The 14,691-nt window shown below is 42.2% G+C and carries 20 protein-coding genes; all 20 read left to right on the top strand.

Annotation, left to right across the window (positions count from 1 at the left end; translation table 11 throughout):
- The first annotated feature begins 225 nt into the window (after window positions 1–225).
- The 20 genes from ACTWJ7_RS26775 to ACTWJ7_RS26680 all read left to right on the top strand — a co-directional run bounded on the left by ACTWJ7_RS26775 (window position 226) and on the right by ACTWJ7_RS26680 (window position 14,445).
- Window positions 226–687 (top strand): NUDIX hydrolase, encoded by a 462-nt coding sequence (locus ACTWJ7_RS26775; RefSeq protein WP_443146021.1) that lies wholly within the window; start codon window positions 226–228, stop codon window positions 685–687.
- Window positions 688–806: 119 nt separating this feature from the next.
- Complete coding sequence (locus ACTWJ7_RS26770; RefSeq protein WP_301881727.1) at window positions 807–1,895, top strand: L-dopachrome tautomerase-related protein; 1,089 nt, start codon at window positions 807–809, stop codon at window positions 1,893–1,895.
- 233 nt (window positions 1,896–2,128) lie between these two features.
- Window positions 2,129–2,680 (top strand): helicase, encoded by a 552-nt coding sequence (locus ACTWJ7_RS26765; RefSeq protein WP_301881827.1) that lies wholly within the window; start codon window positions 2,129–2,131, stop codon window positions 2,678–2,680.
- Complete coding sequence (locus ACTWJ7_RS26760) at window positions 2,670–3,713, top strand: alpha/beta fold hydrolase (protein ID WP_079346494.1); 1,044 nt, start codon at window positions 2,670–2,672, stop codon at window positions 3,711–3,713. Before ACTWJ7_RS26765 ends, ACTWJ7_RS26760 begins: the two co-directional genes overlap by 11 nt.
- 47 nt (window positions 3,714–3,760) lie before the next feature.
- Window positions 3,761–4,264, top strand: coding sequence for a GNAT family N-acetyltransferase (locus ACTWJ7_RS26755; RefSeq protein WP_079346492.1), 504 nt, complete (start codon window positions 3,761–3,763; stop codon window positions 4,262–4,264).
- A gap of 56 nt (window positions 4,265–4,320) precedes the next feature.
- Window positions 4,321–4,572 (top strand): hypothetical protein, encoded by a 252-nt coding sequence (locus tag ACTWJ7_RS26750; protein ID WP_443146020.1) that lies wholly within the window; start codon window positions 4,321–4,323, stop codon window positions 4,570–4,572.
- Window positions 4,518–5,297 carry a GNAT family N-acetyltransferase gene (locus tag ACTWJ7_RS26745; RefSeq protein ID WP_443146019.1) on the top strand — a complete coding sequence of 260 codons (780 nt, stop codon included), beginning with the start codon at window positions 4,518–4,520 and terminating at the stop codon, window positions 5,295–5,297. The genes ACTWJ7_RS26750 and ACTWJ7_RS26745 overlap by 55 nt, the downstream gene beginning before the upstream one ends.
- Window positions 5,298–5,300: 3 nt before the next feature.
- Window positions 5,301–6,308, top strand: a complete 1,008-nt coding sequence (locus ACTWJ7_RS26740) for an aminoglycoside phosphotransferase family protein (protein ID WP_301881723.1) — start codon at window positions 5,301–5,303, stop codon at window positions 6,306–6,308.
- Between the two features lie 45 nt (window positions 6,309–6,353).
- Window positions 6,354–6,647: an RNA polymerase alpha subunit C-terminal domain-containing protein gene (locus ACTWJ7_RS26735; RefSeq protein ID WP_079346486.1), complete on the top strand. Its 294-nt coding sequence runs from the start codon at window positions 6,354–6,356 to the stop codon at window positions 6,645–6,647.
- A 445-nt stretch (window positions 6,648–7,092) separates the two neighbouring features.
- Window positions 7,093–7,599 (top strand): DUF2569 domain-containing protein, encoded by a 507-nt coding sequence (locus ACTWJ7_RS26730; RefSeq protein WP_024628170.1) that lies wholly within the window; start codon window positions 7,093–7,095, stop codon window positions 7,597–7,599.
- Window positions 7,600–7,679: 80 nt separating this feature from the next.
- Entirely contained in the window at window positions 7,680–8,294 is a 615-nt protein-coding gene (locus ACTWJ7_RS26725) for a histidine phosphatase family protein (RefSeq protein ID WP_024628171.1), read from the top strand.
- Between the two features lie 16 nt (window positions 8,295–8,310).
- Complete coding sequence (locus ACTWJ7_RS26720) at window positions 8,311–8,637, top strand: hypothetical protein (RefSeq protein WP_301881720.1); 327 nt, start codon at window positions 8,311–8,313, stop codon at window positions 8,635–8,637.
- Window positions 8,638–8,688: 51 nt separating this feature from the next.
- Window positions 8,689–9,345, top strand: a complete 657-nt coding sequence (locus ACTWJ7_RS26715) for a pyridoxine/pyridoxamine 5'-phosphate oxidase (protein WP_301881719.1) — start codon at window positions 8,689–8,691, stop codon at window positions 9,343–9,345.
- A gap of 20 nt (window positions 9,346–9,365) precedes the next feature.
- Window positions 9,366–9,674, top strand: a complete 309-nt coding sequence (locus ACTWJ7_RS26710; protein ID WP_179132685.1) for a hypothetical protein — start codon at window positions 9,366–9,368, stop codon at window positions 9,672–9,674.
- Between the two features lie 67 nt (window positions 9,675–9,741).
- Window positions 9,742–10,320, top strand: a complete 579-nt coding sequence (locus ACTWJ7_RS26705) for a GNAT family N-acetyltransferase (RefSeq protein ID WP_301881718.1) — start codon at window positions 9,742–9,744, stop codon at window positions 10,318–10,320.
- A 111-nt stretch (window positions 10,321–10,431) separates the two neighbouring features.
- Window positions 10,432–11,106, top strand: a complete 675-nt coding sequence (locus ACTWJ7_RS26700; RefSeq protein WP_301881717.1) for a hypothetical protein — start codon at window positions 10,432–10,434, stop codon at window positions 11,104–11,106.
- 147 nt (window positions 11,107–11,253) lie between these two features.
- Complete coding sequence (locus ACTWJ7_RS26695) at window positions 11,254–12,222, top strand: radical SAM protein (RefSeq protein WP_301881715.1); 969 nt, start codon at window positions 11,254–11,256, stop codon at window positions 12,220–12,222.
- Between the two features lie 206 nt (window positions 12,223–12,428).
- Entirely contained in the window at window positions 12,429–13,430 is a 1,002-nt protein-coding gene (locus ACTWJ7_RS26690) for a phosphodiester glycosidase family protein (protein WP_301881713.1), read from the top strand.
- A gap of 2 nt (window positions 13,431–13,432) precedes the next feature.
- Window positions 13,433–13,960: a glycosyltransferase gene (locus tag ACTWJ7_RS26685; RefSeq protein ID WP_443146018.1), complete on the top strand. Its 528-nt coding sequence runs from the start codon at window positions 13,433–13,435 to the stop codon at window positions 13,958–13,960.
- The gene (locus tag ACTWJ7_RS26680) at window positions 13,909–14,445 is read left to right on the top strand and encodes a GtrA family protein (RefSeq protein ID WP_443146017.1); all 537 of its coding nucleotides are present in this window, start codon (window positions 13,909–13,911) and stop codon (window positions 14,443–14,445) included. Before ACTWJ7_RS26685 ends, ACTWJ7_RS26680 begins: the two co-directional genes overlap by 52 nt.
- The last annotated feature ends 246 nt before the right edge of the window (window positions 14,446–14,691 follow it).

Genomic DNA, 14,691 nt, shown 5'->3' with positions numbered 1-14,691 from the left:
TGTAAACATGTTTTAGTTCAACTGATATAACATGAGAAGGTCATGGATTCCCGATGGGAAAGGTGGCCTTCTTTTTCTTTTTTGATCTATAATGAAAGATAGGATATAGATGGAAGATTTATTTTACATAGAAAGGATTGGATAGAAGATGAAGACTTTGGATCAGGAACAATTCCCGGCGCTCAGTACATCGATTCATTGGGGATTGTTGAAGCGGAGTTTAGGTTGAACGATATCGTGGATGAAACGCTGGTAAGCAATGTGAGTATCATCCCGTTTGTCGGGGAACAAGTGGTTATTTTTCAGATCGATAATGGGAAATGGGAGCTGCCCGGAGGTACGTTGGAGGCAGGAGAGAAGTATATGGGTGGACTGCAACGTGAAGTGATGGAGGAGCTCGGAGCCAAATTGATCACGTATCAGTTGTTTGGACATTTTCATTGCATGTCGAGTGCGCCTGATCCGTATAGACCGCATATTCCGCATCCTCATTTTGTGAGACTCATTGGCTATGGAGAGGTTGAACTTGTGGGCCAACCGCTGAATCCAGTGGATGGGGAGCAGGTGATTGCTGTAGAGGTTGTAGAGATTGGTGAAGCGATCAAGAGATTTGAAGAACAGAACAGATATGACATTGCGGAAATGTACCAATTGGCTTATGTGCTGCGAGAAGAAGGCAAACAGTGAGTGGCTAGAGACATGTTTCGGTTAGAAAAAGAATAATTAAGAGCCAGGCATTAGACAAAGTCTTAAACATATGATTAGGTAATATCTATTCAAATATGTTGGGAGGATATCCTAAAACTATGTTACCTATGGAGGAATATTTCGGAAAGTTAGAGCTCGTTTTTTCATTCTATGGGGCTATGCCTACAGGCGTTAGTGTATCAGAAACCGGGCGCATCTTCATTTGCTTTCCCAAATGGGGAGATGACGTTAGATTTACGGTAGCGGAAATTGTTGAGGGTCAGTTGCAGCCTTATCCAAATTTAGAAACGAATTTGATAAACCCTTTGAATATCAGTATGTCCTTCGTCAGTGTCCAAAGTGTAATTGCTGATGGAAGGGGAACTCTGTGGGTATTGGATACGGGTGCACCAAATTTTTCTGAGCCTGTTAAAGGAGGAGCCAAATTAGTCGCTGTAGATTTAAAAACAAATACAATAAGAAAAGTATATACGTTTGCAGAAGATGTAGTCTTGCCGACAACGTATCTGAATGACGTCCGATTTGATTTTCGTGTGGGTAAAGCAGGTTACGCCTATATAACGGATTCTTCTTCCAGAGGTCCAGGTGCTATTATCGTTGTTAATTTAGAAAACGGAAATGCGTATAGACGGTTAGATGGAGCAAGGTCAACCTCACCCGATCCGTATTTTGTGCCGAAAGTGGAAGGTAAAATTTTGATGAATCGAAACACGGATGGTTCGACATCTCCCTTTCAATTGGCCTCTGATGGTATAGCGATTTCCCCAGATGGAAAAATGTTATTTTACTGTCCACTATCCAGTCGTTACCTTTACTCGATCTCAACAGAAGCCCTAAGAGACAGAACGATACCGGATTTTAATTTAAGTTATCTTGTGCAGTATTGGGGAGAAAAGGGTGCATCTGATGGATTGATAACGGATGCAAAAGGAAACGTTTATGCTGGAGACTATGAAAACGATAGTATTCGAAAAATATTGCCAAATGGAATAATGGAAACCATTGCACATGATCCGAGAATTTTATGGCCGGATACGTTTTCTATTGGTCCGGATCAACACTTATATGTAATTGTGAACCAATTACATAGACAGGCAAGATTTCATTATGGAAAAGACATGCGACAAAAACCGTATAGTTTACTTCGTTTGAAAATTGATGAATTACCTGCTCCTACCTTTGGATAAATATATCCCACTTACAAAGCAGACTCTATTTGTGTAGAAAATGCATTTTATAATTATAAGGTTTTAAAGAATATGAGGGCTGTCTAGCGGCAGCCTGTTCAACTAACAGAGTATAGGTAAACAAGGAAATGTATGTGGAATTCTAGAATATTTAAATTCAGTTTATTATATCGTTTTTTAGGCCTGACCCAATTTGTTAGGAGTGATAACGAGTGCGTATCGAAAACGAGAAAATGTACCCTGAGTGTGAAATGATTAAGAGGACAGTAGAGGTTGGTGGACTTACGAAAACGCAGCTTTTTCAAAAATTGCAACAAAACTCTATCATGATGAATGAATTGGGAGAGAAGCTATTAACTGATGATCAATTTACAACTTCTGATACAAAGTACAGTCTGCAGACCGTTGAACTAACCGTTGGTGAACTTGGTTTTCCTGATGGAGCTACTACGGGTCAGATCTTTAAAAGAGCAAGCGAATTAGATTTGGAATTATGCCCGCTTGAGCTGGGGCCTCACCTAAGACTGGTGTATCTGGATCAGCCTGAAGGTTATTCGGGAAATCTTATACAACGACATCGAGCTCCAGTGGGCTCTATCACAATTGCATCAGAGATACTAACCGAAGACGAAGATTTTCCGAGTGGGTTTTATCTTAGACGAATTAACGGCGTGTTGTGGCTGCGTGGATACCGTGCTGATCATCTGCACGTTTGGAACCCTGATGATCATTTTATCTTTAGTCAAACTAATAAGACCTTGAAGGAAATTGAAAATGGTGCGTAAGAAGTCAATTAAAATATTCAGACGCGCCATAGTTAGTATCCTTTTAATCGTAATCCTCGCTCTGATCTTTCCCACATGGACCCCTGGGATCAAGGGAGAGAATAGTATCAGCACGTTAGGACAGGTTGAGATCAATGGTGCAGGTCATGAGGTTATGATTCGCGGGATGGACCGGAACAATCCGATTCTTATTTTCGTGCATGGTGGTCCTGGTTGCTCCGAGATTCCTTATGTAAGGAAGTATCAGCAGGAGCTTGAGCAACATTTCACCATTGTGCATTATGATCAGCGTGGAAGCGGAAAGTCATATCATTTGTTGGAGGATTATTCAGGTTTGACCTCGGATATGCTTGTCGATGATTTGCTCGCTTTAACGGATAATGTTACTAACGAGCTGGGACAAGAGAAGGTTGTGCTGGTCGGTCATTCATTTGGAACATACATAGGAACAAAAGCGGCAGCCAAAGCACCGGACAAATTCATGGTTTATATAGGCATTGGACAAATGGCGGATACTCCTCAGAGTGAGCTGGATAGTTTGGAATATACGATCACGCAAGCGAAACAAGCAGGCAATACAGAAGATGTGGAAAGTTTGGAGCTTCTTCGCCATTCAATCGAGCGAGGAGAAAAGTACACGCCAAGAGATCTGGTTCGCAAGTATGGCGGTGCAGCCAGGCTGATTGACGATAACAAGGATTATACGCTTGGCTTTCTACTGGGAACCGAATATAATGCGCTGGATGTGATTCGGTATTCCATGGGAGTACAGGCTACACAGGAAATTCTCATGAAGGAAGAATCTTCCAACCATTTGCCAGACATTGTAGATCAACTGGAGCTTCCGACTTATTTTGTTATGGGGAAATATGATTATATGACATCTGTGAAAGCGGCACGAGAGTATTTCACTAAGCTTCAAGCTCCCGAAAAAGATTTTGTTGTATTTGATGAGTCGGCCCATTACCCACAGTTCGAGGAGAAAGAACGATTTGCAGCGTGGTTGATCGGGATAGTAGACCGTTTGAAATAAAGTAATTCAGGGAAAAGATTTTGACTTTGAATAAGCGAGGGATCTTGATGGAGCAACTTAATACTAAACTCACAACTAGACTTGCATTACCGGAGGAAGCACCAACTGTGTTGAACCTATGGCAAGAGTCTGCCCGGTGGCTGAACTCCAAAGAGATATATCAATGGCGTCCCGAGTATTTCAATCTGGAAAAAGTCATTGAATTCATGAATGATGGATCAGAAGTATATCTTGCTGAAATGAATCATGAAGTCGTAGGCACGTACACCTTAACATGGTCAGATCCCTTGATTTGGAAAGAACTCGACAACCCGGATTCCGGATACATACACCGATTCGCAGTGAATAGAGATTTTAAAGGACAAAGTATAGGTCTACTTCTTCTAAAATCAGCAGAAGAGAATATTAGACATAAAGGCAAGACCTTGATCAGGCTGGATTGCATGGCCGATAATCTTAGACTTAATCAATATTATAAAGATTATGGATTCCAATATATCCGAAGAGTGGAACTGGGGAGCTGGAGTGCCAGTCTATATGAAAAACAATGATAGTGTCTCTATCGGAGTTCGTTAAGCCCGTACATGTATAAGAAGGAGGTCTATTTATGCTTTTATCCTATTATCCAATGAGATTAATTGATGCGGAAAGAATCGTTACCTGGAAGTATGATCATGAATACGAAATGTACAGTTTCTCTGATTCCGATGAAGATATTCATGAGTTGATGAATGGAGAGTACTTTTCAGTCCTGGATGAACGGGAGAGGTTAGTAGGATTTATTTGTTGCGGGGATCAGCTCGTGTGCCGGGAGGAACCGCAATCGGACTGTATCAAGAAGAAAGATATCTGGATATAGGCATCGGATTAGATCCAGATCTGACAGGGCAAAAGATAGGATCTGTATTCCTTAAACAAAGTTTAGTATTCTTGCAAAACCAATTTAAACGTTCTCAGTTTCGGCTGGTTGTCGCCTCATTCAATGAGCGAGCAATTAAAGTGTATGAGCGGACAGGCTTTAAAAAAGATAAGGAGTTTTATAGCAAAGTGAATGACGAGGACTTGTTATTTATCAGTATGAAAATGGAAATGCCCATCTACTCTTTTGAAGAAATAAAAGAACAGGATTTGAATGAAGTCAAGGAAATATATAATTACTATGTCTCCAACACGACCATCTCATTTCATACCGAAGAATTGACTCTGGAAGAAATCAAAGCATCTGTCATGAACCCAAATCCGCGGTTTAAATCGTTTGTTATTAAAGAAGAGAACGAAATTAGAGGCTACGTGCTAATTACCCAATATAAGAGCAAACAAGCCTATGATTTCTCGGCTGAAGTAACGATTTATTTGAAACCGGGCACCGTAGGGAAAGGTATTGGCGGAAAAGCGTTACGTTATATAGAGGGTGTTGCACGTGAGCAAGGATTCTACACGTTGATTGCTACCGTTTGTATGGAAAACACACGCAGTATATCCTTATTTGAAAAGCATGGATATGAGCAATGTGCGATGTTTAAAGGCGTGGGATATAAGTTTGAGCGAAGATTGGATATTGGTAGTTTTCAAAAGTTGTTATAGCCTATGAATAATATTCAATATAATCTAAAATTCGAAAAACTCATCACTGATTTAGAACTTGGTGAGTTGATCAGTAAGCCCAAGGCAATCTCGGGTGGGCTTTTACATCGCATGTATGCCATTGAAACCACACATGTCAAATATGCTGTGAAAGCACTGAATCCTCAAATTATGAGTAGACCTACAGCTATGCAGAATTATATTCAATCTGAAAAAATAGCAAGCTTGGCAGCAAGTTTTATCCATGCTCAACCTGCCAAAGTGATAAACGGTTCTTTAATGCAAATATTAGATAATCAATGCTATCTTATATTTGACTGGATTCATGGTAAAAGTTTGGAGCTTCATGAACTAACCGAAACTTATTGTGAACATATGGGCATGATTCTTGCGGATATTCATAAAACTGATTTTTCGCAACTTCAAATTCCTAATCTTCAGTTGGATCATTCGAAAGAAACAGATTGGACTTATTATCTAAACAAAGGGCAGAAAGAAGACTCTGATTGGACGCTTCTATTAGGTAATAACCTTCAAAAGCTATATGAGTGGAGTGCTCAGGCAAAAAAATCATCAGTCATGCTGGGATCAGATACAGTTATTAGTCATAGAGATCTTGAACCTAAGAACGTGATGTGGCAGCAGAACAATCCCATCATTATTGATTGGGAATCAGCGGGTTATATCAATCCGATGCATGACCTGGTGGAAACAGCTATGTATTGGTCTGTAGATCACACCGGAAACGTGTGCAAAGAAAGGTTCATAGCTTTTATAGAGGGATATCGGTCTCGAGTTGGGAATTTAAACGCCAATTGGAGAATGGTTCTCGAAAATGGTTTTGCCGGAAAGTTGGACTGGCTCGAATACAGTCTAAAACGCTCCTTGTGGATTGAATGTACTGACAATGAAGAACAACAAATGGGAACATCACAAGTTACATGGACTATAGAGGCTTTAAAACAATACGAGGATATGATCTCAGATGTTGAGAACTGGTTGAGTATCTAAATCCGAGATAACTGTTATCTGATAAAACGGAAAGGAGTGACTCACATGGCAAACACTAAAGGAACATTAAGAACATGCGAACAAGGGCATGCCTATTACAAAAGTAGCGATTGTCCAACCTGTCCTGTCTGTGAGAAGGAACGAAAACCGAAAGAGGGATTTCTTGCATTGCTGTCTGCACCCGCCAGACGAGCGCTGGAGAATCAGGGAATTATAACGTTGCAGTTACTCTCGCAATACACTGAAAAAGAGATTTTGAAGCTGCATGGAATTGGGCCTTCAGCGATGCCAAAACTTCGACAAGCGCTCGAAGAAGAGGGATTATCCTTTAATAAGTAACCCTCTTCTTTTTTTATTTCCACTAATCCAAACCGGAAACCATTTCCTCAACCGTTACCTGGTACAACAGATTCCTTTAATAGAGGAGTAAACGGATCTGCCTTGCTTGAACGTTATATGCAGATATGCCATCTCTGCACGAGTTAAGTACAGTATGGTGGAAGAATACGTTGCTGAACATGGCAGAAGTATAGCTAAGGTTTTCATTTTCCGAATCATGACCTGAATTGGTGAATTTTGTATCGTTTTACTCCTCTGTGATGTACAATAAGGAAGTTGTGACAAAACCCGATAACAATGAAAGGTAGCAGCAGGGAGCTATCAGGGAAGTACTAGACAGATACATACAGAGTATCAAAAGAGGTTGAAAGTAACACGTAGCATGTTGAGAACTACAGTAGAGTAATCATCTCAGAATGACAAAACAGAATAAGGAGTGTTATTAGTGGAACCACATGTAGAGGAGTCGAAGGTAGACTATCGACCATTAGGTGTATCGGGACTTGGGGGATGGTTGATCCTCATTCAAATCGGACTTTTTCTTACAATCATTTTGCTCGCAATACAACTATTTCAATATAGTTTGCCAGCAGTGACTACAGAGTCATGGGAGTTGTTAACTTCAGATCAATCGGACTATTATCACCCGTTATGGGGCCCGGTCATCATTTTTGAAACAGTATATAATGCGCTATTTTTAATGTTTAGCATATACACTGTCATTGCTTTTTATAGAAAAAAATCGATATTCCCTCGTCTTATGATTATGTTTTATAGTGTCAGTCTAGTTGTGGGTATTATTGACTATTTATTGCTGCTTCAGATTCCGATGGCCAGAGAGCTTGAAGATGGGAGTTCGGTAAGAGATATTGTAAAGTCGGTACTTACCTGTGCCATATGGATTCCTTACTTTATTAAATCAGAACGAGTTCATAATACGTTTGTCAGATAAAAACATAAGCCCCGACCTAAGATGGAAGATCTAGGGCCGGGGTTTGTTATAAGAAGAATTCGAATAGAGGAGGAGATAACTTGAAGATTTTCTTAGTGAGACACGGGATGGATGAGGAGGGATACAGAGGTGGCTGGAGTCAGAGAGGACTCATTGAGCAAGGTATTATTCAATCGGAGAGGCTCGGAGTTTATCTGTATCATCATTCAGAGCAATATAAGATCAATACGGTGATTAGCAGTGACCTCCCACGTGCAGTACAGACTACAAAAGAGCTTGAAAAAAGGCTGGATATAAAAGCGCATTACCTGAAGGACTGGAGAGAAATGAACAACGGAGATTTGGCTGGCATGCCAAACAAGGAAGCTGAAGTGAACTATGCAGGAGTTTATTTTAACAAGCTTGGAATGGATACCCCGTTTCCAGGAGGAGAAAGCCCTCGAAATTTTTATAACAGAATATGTACATCCTTTCGAAATTTATGCCAGAGTATAGAGGAGCACAAGGTCGAATCCAATGTTCTGTTGGTTACACACGGTGGAGTAATTAACATACTTTATTATCTCTTAGGACACCAAAATTGGACTAATACATCGGAGTTTCATTCTATAGGGAATACCAGTGTTCATACGGTTGAAAAAGGACTAAATGGTTGGGAGTTTAGCAGCATGAATATGATGAATCATCTAGGTTAGAAAAGGGAGTAAATACATGGAGATTTATTTTGAAGAAGATAACGAACTTTTTAGCTGGGAAGCGGAGAGTAAGGGATACAGATACGACATTTATGTAAAAATCGATAAAGAACTGTTTCGAGTTGCGGCATATGATCTTGCTAGAATTACACAGGACTTTAATGATGAGGTAAGCCATAATGGATCTTATAGAATTGATAACAATCTAATTCTATTAAAAGAAGTCACCAAAGACGAGATTATATCCACCATAACTAGACTATACCTGGAAGATTATTTTAGAGAATTGAAGCCGTTGGATGAAGGAAACGTAATGAGTTTAAATCTTATAAAAATAAATTAAGTTCAATTACGCTACAATGGAATTAAATGGAAGTCTAAGGAGGTAGTCGCTATGAGTGATAAACCGAGTAATTTGTTGCGCGGGTTGAAGTCCTTGTCTGGACCTTTTCCATCTTGGGATACCGAGCTGTTACCGGATCGACCTGGGGAGCTTTTTTTGGATTGGCTGAGACTGGCTATTGATTATGAGGTGAAAGAACCTCATGCGATGACGATCTCGACAGTGGACTCGAATGGTTTCCCAGATGCACGAGTATTAATCTTGAAAGACGTAGTTGACGAAGCTTTTTATTTTGCATCTGGATCGGAGAGTCGAAAAGGACAGCAGCTGGCGAACAATCCGCAGGTGGCACTGACCTTTTATTGGCCTGCGCTGGGCAGACAGATTCGAATAAGAGGGACCGCCGAGGATATGGGCGAGGAAGCGGGGGCGGCCGATTTTCGGAAAAGATCAGCAGGGGCACGCGCAGTTGCGATGACAGGAAGGCAGAGTCAGGAACTTGAGAGCGAGGAAGAATTGGAACGTGCCATTGCCGCTCAGAAGGAACGAATCAGCCAAGATCCTGATGTTATTACACCGAATTGGAGACTGTACGCCGTGAACGCACAGGAAGTTGAATTCTGGCAGGGAGACCCGGAGCGGAAGCATCTGCGAATCCAATATGTTCTGCATCAAGGGCAATGGAAGCACCAGAAGTTATGGCCGTGATTTTATAAAGGGGAATATGTGTGAGTCGTAGAACTACAGGGACACTTCTGCTGGTCATAGCGGCATTTCTGTACGGTGTTCGATATTTAACTGCTGCTATTTTTGGTTCTGGTGTAGCTTCATGGAGTTCGGACTTGTTCCAGGAGATGTTGAATTATGTTGGGACTGCTCCGAGAAATTGGAGTATAGTTGCTTTAATCCTGGGGGTGTTCTATTTAATATGGGCGGAATATGAAGCAACCAGCTCCAAAACCAAAGAAAGTCTCAAGCGATTTGTGAGTTATGGAATTGTAGATCAAGAAGCGGAAAGCCGGAACAAAACAGAATAACAGGACAAAGTGATTCCTTATAAGCAACGGTCGCAAAACTAACTTAAGGACCCGGGGAGGCATACAAATGAAGTCGATTGAAAGCTATTTCGACCCATTTCCAGTATTGGAAACAGAACGATTGCTCCTTAGGCCCATTACCTATGCTGATCTGGATGAGATGTACCGTTATTGCGCGGTTCCTGCTGTATCGGAGTACACAACCTGGGATGCACATCAGAGCAAGGAGGATACCAAAGTCTTTATTGATTTTATCATGAGCCAATATGAGGCGGATAAGCTGGGACCATGGGGGATCGAGGATAAACAAACGAAGAAGCTGATTGGCAGCTGCAATTATTTGGGGTGCGACAGCAACAGTATGAGGGTGGAATTGGGTTATGTGTTATCCAACGAGTACTGGGGTCGAGGAATCATGACGGAAGTGGTTAGCCGAATCATTCAATTTGGATTTGAAGACATCGGGTTGGAACGAATTCAGGCTAAATGTCTGGTCGGAAACATCGGTTCCGCAAAGGTCATGGAAAAGGCAGGCATGAAATTTGAAGGGGTTTTAAGGAAGTATATGAAAATTAAAAACGAAATGCAGGATTTGAAAATGTATGCGATCATACGATCCGATTATGATTCAGACACATATAATTAAAATAATATATTATAGTAGTTTCGTTTCATGATCTGCGATTGTTTAAATAGTCGATCTGTTATATCTATTATGTTGGTAATTCTCAAACTTTCCGAAAGGTAAGGTGTTAATATGGTTAAAGTTAGAAAGTATCCAGAACGTGTTACTGCTTCTATGTATAGAGTGTACCATGATAATGAGGCTTTACTATTAAGACATAATACATCTATTCATTTTGGAGAATCTACTAAGCAACTGGGCATGGTTATAATGACAAATCCGGGGAGTTTTGAATTAAAAAAAACACCAGAATGGAATTCTTATAAGAATGGTACAAGCGAGGGTGATACTTTTGAAGTTAATGATTACGCTGACTTGACTATGCGCAACATAATTAAGCTACTCAAATGTAGTTTTGAAGGACATTCTGAGCCAAGCGGTATTCTACGCATTTATAACCTTTCCAATGTACGCCAATCTGCTGGTCTGAAAGCAGAGGTCTACCATAATCGAGCAAAACAGGTTATTTCAAACCATGTACTCTCATTGCTTGAAGATCCTATAACTCATTCCCAAGATTCTTTTTTGGAAGAGTGCGAAAAATCACGTTTTGTAATAATGGGATTTGTGGATAAAGTGTTTGAAGAGAAGATGAGACGGGTTATTGATTGGTCTGAGCATGTTCGAGAGCGTCGTGTATGTGCTGTTGATAATAAGGGGCGTTTTTCACACCCACGAAGATGGATAACAGAACCTTTATTAATGGAAAAGGCGATTGAATCCTTGAAATCGGTTATACAAGTATAAGTTTCTGTTAAGTTTTTTGAATAATTGCAAAGACATCGTATTCTATACTTTTTGAAACGTACATAATGTCATATCGTGCATCGACCGAGATCCGCTATAATCTCCAAGTTGAAAAAACATGGATAAGGAATCGGGAGGTACATCAAATTGACAGCGAAAAACAGATATAAATCACTGGAACTTGAAACACCCGGCGTATATGAATTGGAAGGACTGGAGGTCGGTGTGACCTCCAATTGCAATTACAAATGCGACTATTGCTGCGCATACAATCGGGACGATGGGCAATGCATAAGCGGTCAGGAGGTTATCCGAATTATCCGTGAACTTCCGCGGCTCAAGCGGGTGCGTTTATCCGGGGGAGAGGTGACGCTGAAATATCAGGATTGCTTGGAGATTGTGAAATATTGTGGGCTACATGGCATCGACACGCAGTTAAATACCAATGCCATCCTGCTGACGGAAGAACGAATTCATGCCTTGCGTGATGCGGGCTTATCCAATATTCATATTTCGTTCAACTATACGGACCCAGATGCATATGCCGCCTATTATCGTGTACATCCCCGCATGTATGAGCGATTGGAGCACAACATCCGTCTTTGTACTGAGGCGGGGCTGGAGACCGTATTGGAGACGCTGCTATTTGAAGGTACCCAGGCCAACATGCAGGCCATTAGCGATAAAGTCTATGATTTGGGTGTACGCATCCATGAAATCCAGAACAGCATCGTGATGCCGCATAGCCAGTGGAGCCAGATTGTCACCAAGGAGTCACTCATCCACTCCGTAAACGAGCTAATCAAGCACAAGAAGCAAGATACGACGTTATATTTTACCTGCATGGATCGTTTTGCCGAAAAATTGGGTTTGTATGAACAGCCGGGTGTGTACTTCTCCAATTGTGTGGATGGAACCAAACAGCTTCATTTGCATGGGAATGGGGATATTCTTATCTGTGAGTTATGCCATCCAGTTGTCATTGGTAATATCTATCAGGGAACGTCCTTGAAGGATATCTATACCAAACGGCCGCAAGCGTTAACGGATTATCTGGAAAAGCAGCCCTGCCCTGCATACGATGCTCTTTTTGCAGGTGAACAACAACGTTTATAAAAGGCGGTTCAACTCTGAACTGTGCCTGTTGGGTTTATACATATGTAGGATAAAATCCATTCATCATCATTTAATCAGAAGGTTGCATGATCTCCTCGACGGAGACAGCGCGATCTTCTTTTTTTTGCGTTCCCATGTTTCAGATTCATTTAAGCTATCCGACCTATCATGAGCCTAAGAACTTTATTAAGAGGTGAATTTCACGTATGACGATGCACAGAGAACCCAACCAGCGGAACAATGAGAACAACAAACTTAACACGAAACCCAAGTCCAGACGGAAATGGATGATCCTTACGCTTGTCATCATACTGGGGCTAGGCACAGTGATATACAGTTTGGCGAACCGGTATTTGATTCGACATGTAGAAGTGGTCGTGGCAGACGATAACACAGCAGCGGTCAGCAGCGATTCAAACACGGCTGAGGTTAACGCAACCGAAGTGAATGCAACGTCAGATGACTGGAACTACTCCAGCGATGATATGCAGGTCAAGATCGACAAGATGCAGACGGGCTCCGGCTCGGACCAGATCACGTATTACGTCGCGGATGTACAGCTGACGGATGCGAGCAGCCTGCGCTCGGCTCTGGCAGATAACAGCTTTGGCACGAATATTACCGAAAACACTTCAGAAATTGCAGCGGCCAACAATGCGATCTTTGCAATCAATGGAGACTACTACGGTTTCCGCGACGATGGCGTGATTATCCGTAATGGTACGGTATATCGGGATGATCCGGTGCGTGATGCGATGGCGCTATTCAGTGACGGTACGATGAAGACGTACAACGAGACGGAAGTTTCCTCATCGGAACTGCTGGCGGAAGGCGCGACCAATACATTATCTTTTGGACCGATTCTGATTCAGGATGGTGAGATTGTCAGTGACTTCAGCAATGTGAAAATTGATAACAACTTTGGTAACCGATCGATCCAGGATGCGAACCCAAGAACCGCGATCGGTATGATTGCCCCCAATCATTATGTGTTCGTTGTGGTGGACGGACGGCAGGATGACAGCCGTGGCATGACTTTGGCAGAGCTTGCTGATGTTATGAAAGGTCTTGGAGCAACAGAAGCCTACAATCTGGACGGCGGCGGTTCATCCACCATGTACTTCATGGGTCGGGTTGTCAACAATCCACTGGGCAAAAATCAGGAACGTGGTGTAAGTGACATCCTTTATCTGAAGGAGGGGCAATAATCATGACGATATTAATTCCATCATACGAACCGGATGTGCGGTTATTAAATCTCGTTTTACAGTTGCAGACGTTTAAGTTAGGACCCATTGTTATTGTAGATGATGGCAGCGGCCCGGGTTACCGGGGGATTTTCGAGACGGCTGAAGCCTATGGGTGCACGGTCCTGACACATACGATTAATTTGGGCAAGGGACGTGCGCTCAAGACAGGCTTTCAACATATCAAGGAACATGGGCCACAGGGCAGAATTGTGTGTGCGGACAGTGACGGACAGCATCTCCCGCATGATATCAAACGTATATTTGATGTACTATTGGAGCAGACCACCCGGGCATGGTTCTGGGAAGCCGTCGTTTCAGTGGAACCATTCCAGCGCGCAGCCGTTTCGGCAACACGATCACACGAGGCGTCTTTTCTCTCACGACAGGTACGAAAGTATATGATACACAGACAGGCCTGCGTGGTTTTCCGTACTCGATGCTGGACTGGCTGTGCCAGATTCCGGGAGATCGATTTGAATACGAAATGAACATGCTGCTAACAGCACATAAAGAAGGGTATGAGATCACGGAGGAGTTTATTGATACGGTCTATCTGGATCACAACAAATCCTCACATTTCCGCCCGCTGGTAGATTCATTCCGCATTTATATGCCGATTCTGATGTTCAGTACGTCTTCGGTGCTGTCCGCTCTGATCGATTTAGGCTTATTGTTCGTCATTCAGTATTTCACGCATAATCTGTTCCTATCGGTCGTTGCAGCGAGACTATGCAGCTCAATCTTCAACTATACGATTAACCGGAAGTATGTATTTTCAGCCGTGAAAACGTCCAGGGTCCGCCAGTCATTACCGAAATACTTTTCACTGGTCATTCTGGTGCTGCTATTAAATTACGGACTGCTGTACTTTTATAACGAAAAACTGATTATCCCGCTGATCGCGGCCAAGCTGTTAACCGAGGTGTCGATCTTTGTGTTCAGCTATTGGGCGCAGCGTAAGTTTGTCTATTAATACAGAGAGAGTGAGCGTAAGCTTGCTCTCTTTTCATTCAAAACCGTTTCATGTTTACCGCGTTATGGGGTACGATGGAGGTAGTTGGGATTTTCCTCCAATCGCAGTTGCCCCCAAATTTCAAATGATGTTTTAGCCGAAGAAATTAGGGGACAAAGGCGAACGCTGACGCTTTTCCGGAATTGCTTCGTGCTCTCCGCTGCTTCGTGCTCACCCCTACCTCATAAACCAAAAGAAGACATGGCC

This window comes from Paenibacillus sp. 1A_MP2, from assembly GCF_052244825.1.
Classification (GTDB): Bacteria; Bacillota; Bacilli; order Paenibacillales; family Paenibacillaceae; genus Paenibacillus; species Paenibacillus vandeheii.
This window is presented reverse-complemented; position numbering and strand designations above follow the sequence as displayed.

What these genes read in the sequence shown, in the direction of transcription:
- ACTWJ7_RS26770 (WP_301881727.1), top strand. Translation starts at nt 807, where the DNA reads ATGTTACCTATGGAGGAATATTTCGGAAAGTTAGAGCTCGTTTTTTCA.
- ACTWJ7_RS26765 (WP_301881827.1), top strand. Translation starts at nt 2,129, where the DNA reads ATGTACCCTGAGTGTGAAATGATTAAGAGGACAGTAGAGGTTGGTGGA.
- ACTWJ7_RS26760 (WP_079346494.1), top strand. Translation starts at nt 2,670, where the DNA reads ATGGTGCGTAAGAAGTCAATTAAAATATTCAGACGCGCCATAGTTAGT.
- ACTWJ7_RS26755 (WP_079346492.1), top strand. Translation starts at nt 3,761, where the DNA reads ATGGAGCAACTTAATACTAAACTCACAACTAGACTTGCATTACCGGAG.
- ACTWJ7_RS26750 (WP_443146020.1), top strand. Translation starts at nt 4,321, where the DNA reads ATGCTTTTATCCTATTATCCAATGAGATTAATTGATGCGGAAAGAATC.
- ACTWJ7_RS26740 (WP_301881723.1), top strand. Translation starts at nt 5,301, where the DNA reads ATGAATAATATTCAATATAATCTAAAATTCGAAAAACTCATCACTGAT.
- ACTWJ7_RS26735 (WP_079346486.1), top strand. Translation starts at nt 6,354, where the DNA reads ATGGCAAACACTAAAGGAACATTAAGAACATGCGAACAAGGGCATGCC.
- ACTWJ7_RS26720 (WP_301881720.1), top strand. Translation starts at nt 8,311, where the DNA reads ATGGAGATTTATTTTGAAGAAGATAACGAACTTTTTAGCTGGGAAGCG.
- ACTWJ7_RS26715 (WP_301881719.1), top strand. Translation starts at nt 8,689, where the DNA reads ATGAGTGATAAACCGAGTAATTTGTTGCGCGGGTTGAAGTCCTTGTCT.
- ACTWJ7_RS26705 (WP_301881718.1), top strand. Translation starts at nt 9,742, where the DNA reads ATGAAGTCGATTGAAAGCTATTTCGACCCATTTCCAGTATTGGAAACA.
- ACTWJ7_RS26700 (WP_301881717.1), top strand. Translation starts at nt 10,432, where the DNA reads ATGGTTAAAGTTAGAAAGTATCCAGAACGTGTTACTGCTTCTATGTAT.
- ACTWJ7_RS26690 (WP_301881713.1), top strand. Translation starts at nt 12,429, where the DNA reads ATGACGATGCACAGAGAACCCAACCAGCGGAACAATGAGAACAACAAA.
- ACTWJ7_RS26685 (WP_443146018.1), top strand. Translation starts at nt 13,433, where the DNA reads ATGACGATATTAATTCCATCATACGAACCGGATGTGCGGTTATTAAAT.
- ACTWJ7_RS26680 (WP_443146017.1), top strand. Translation starts at nt 13,909, where the DNA reads ATGCTGGACTGGCTGTGCCAGATTCCGGGAGATCGATTTGAATACGAA.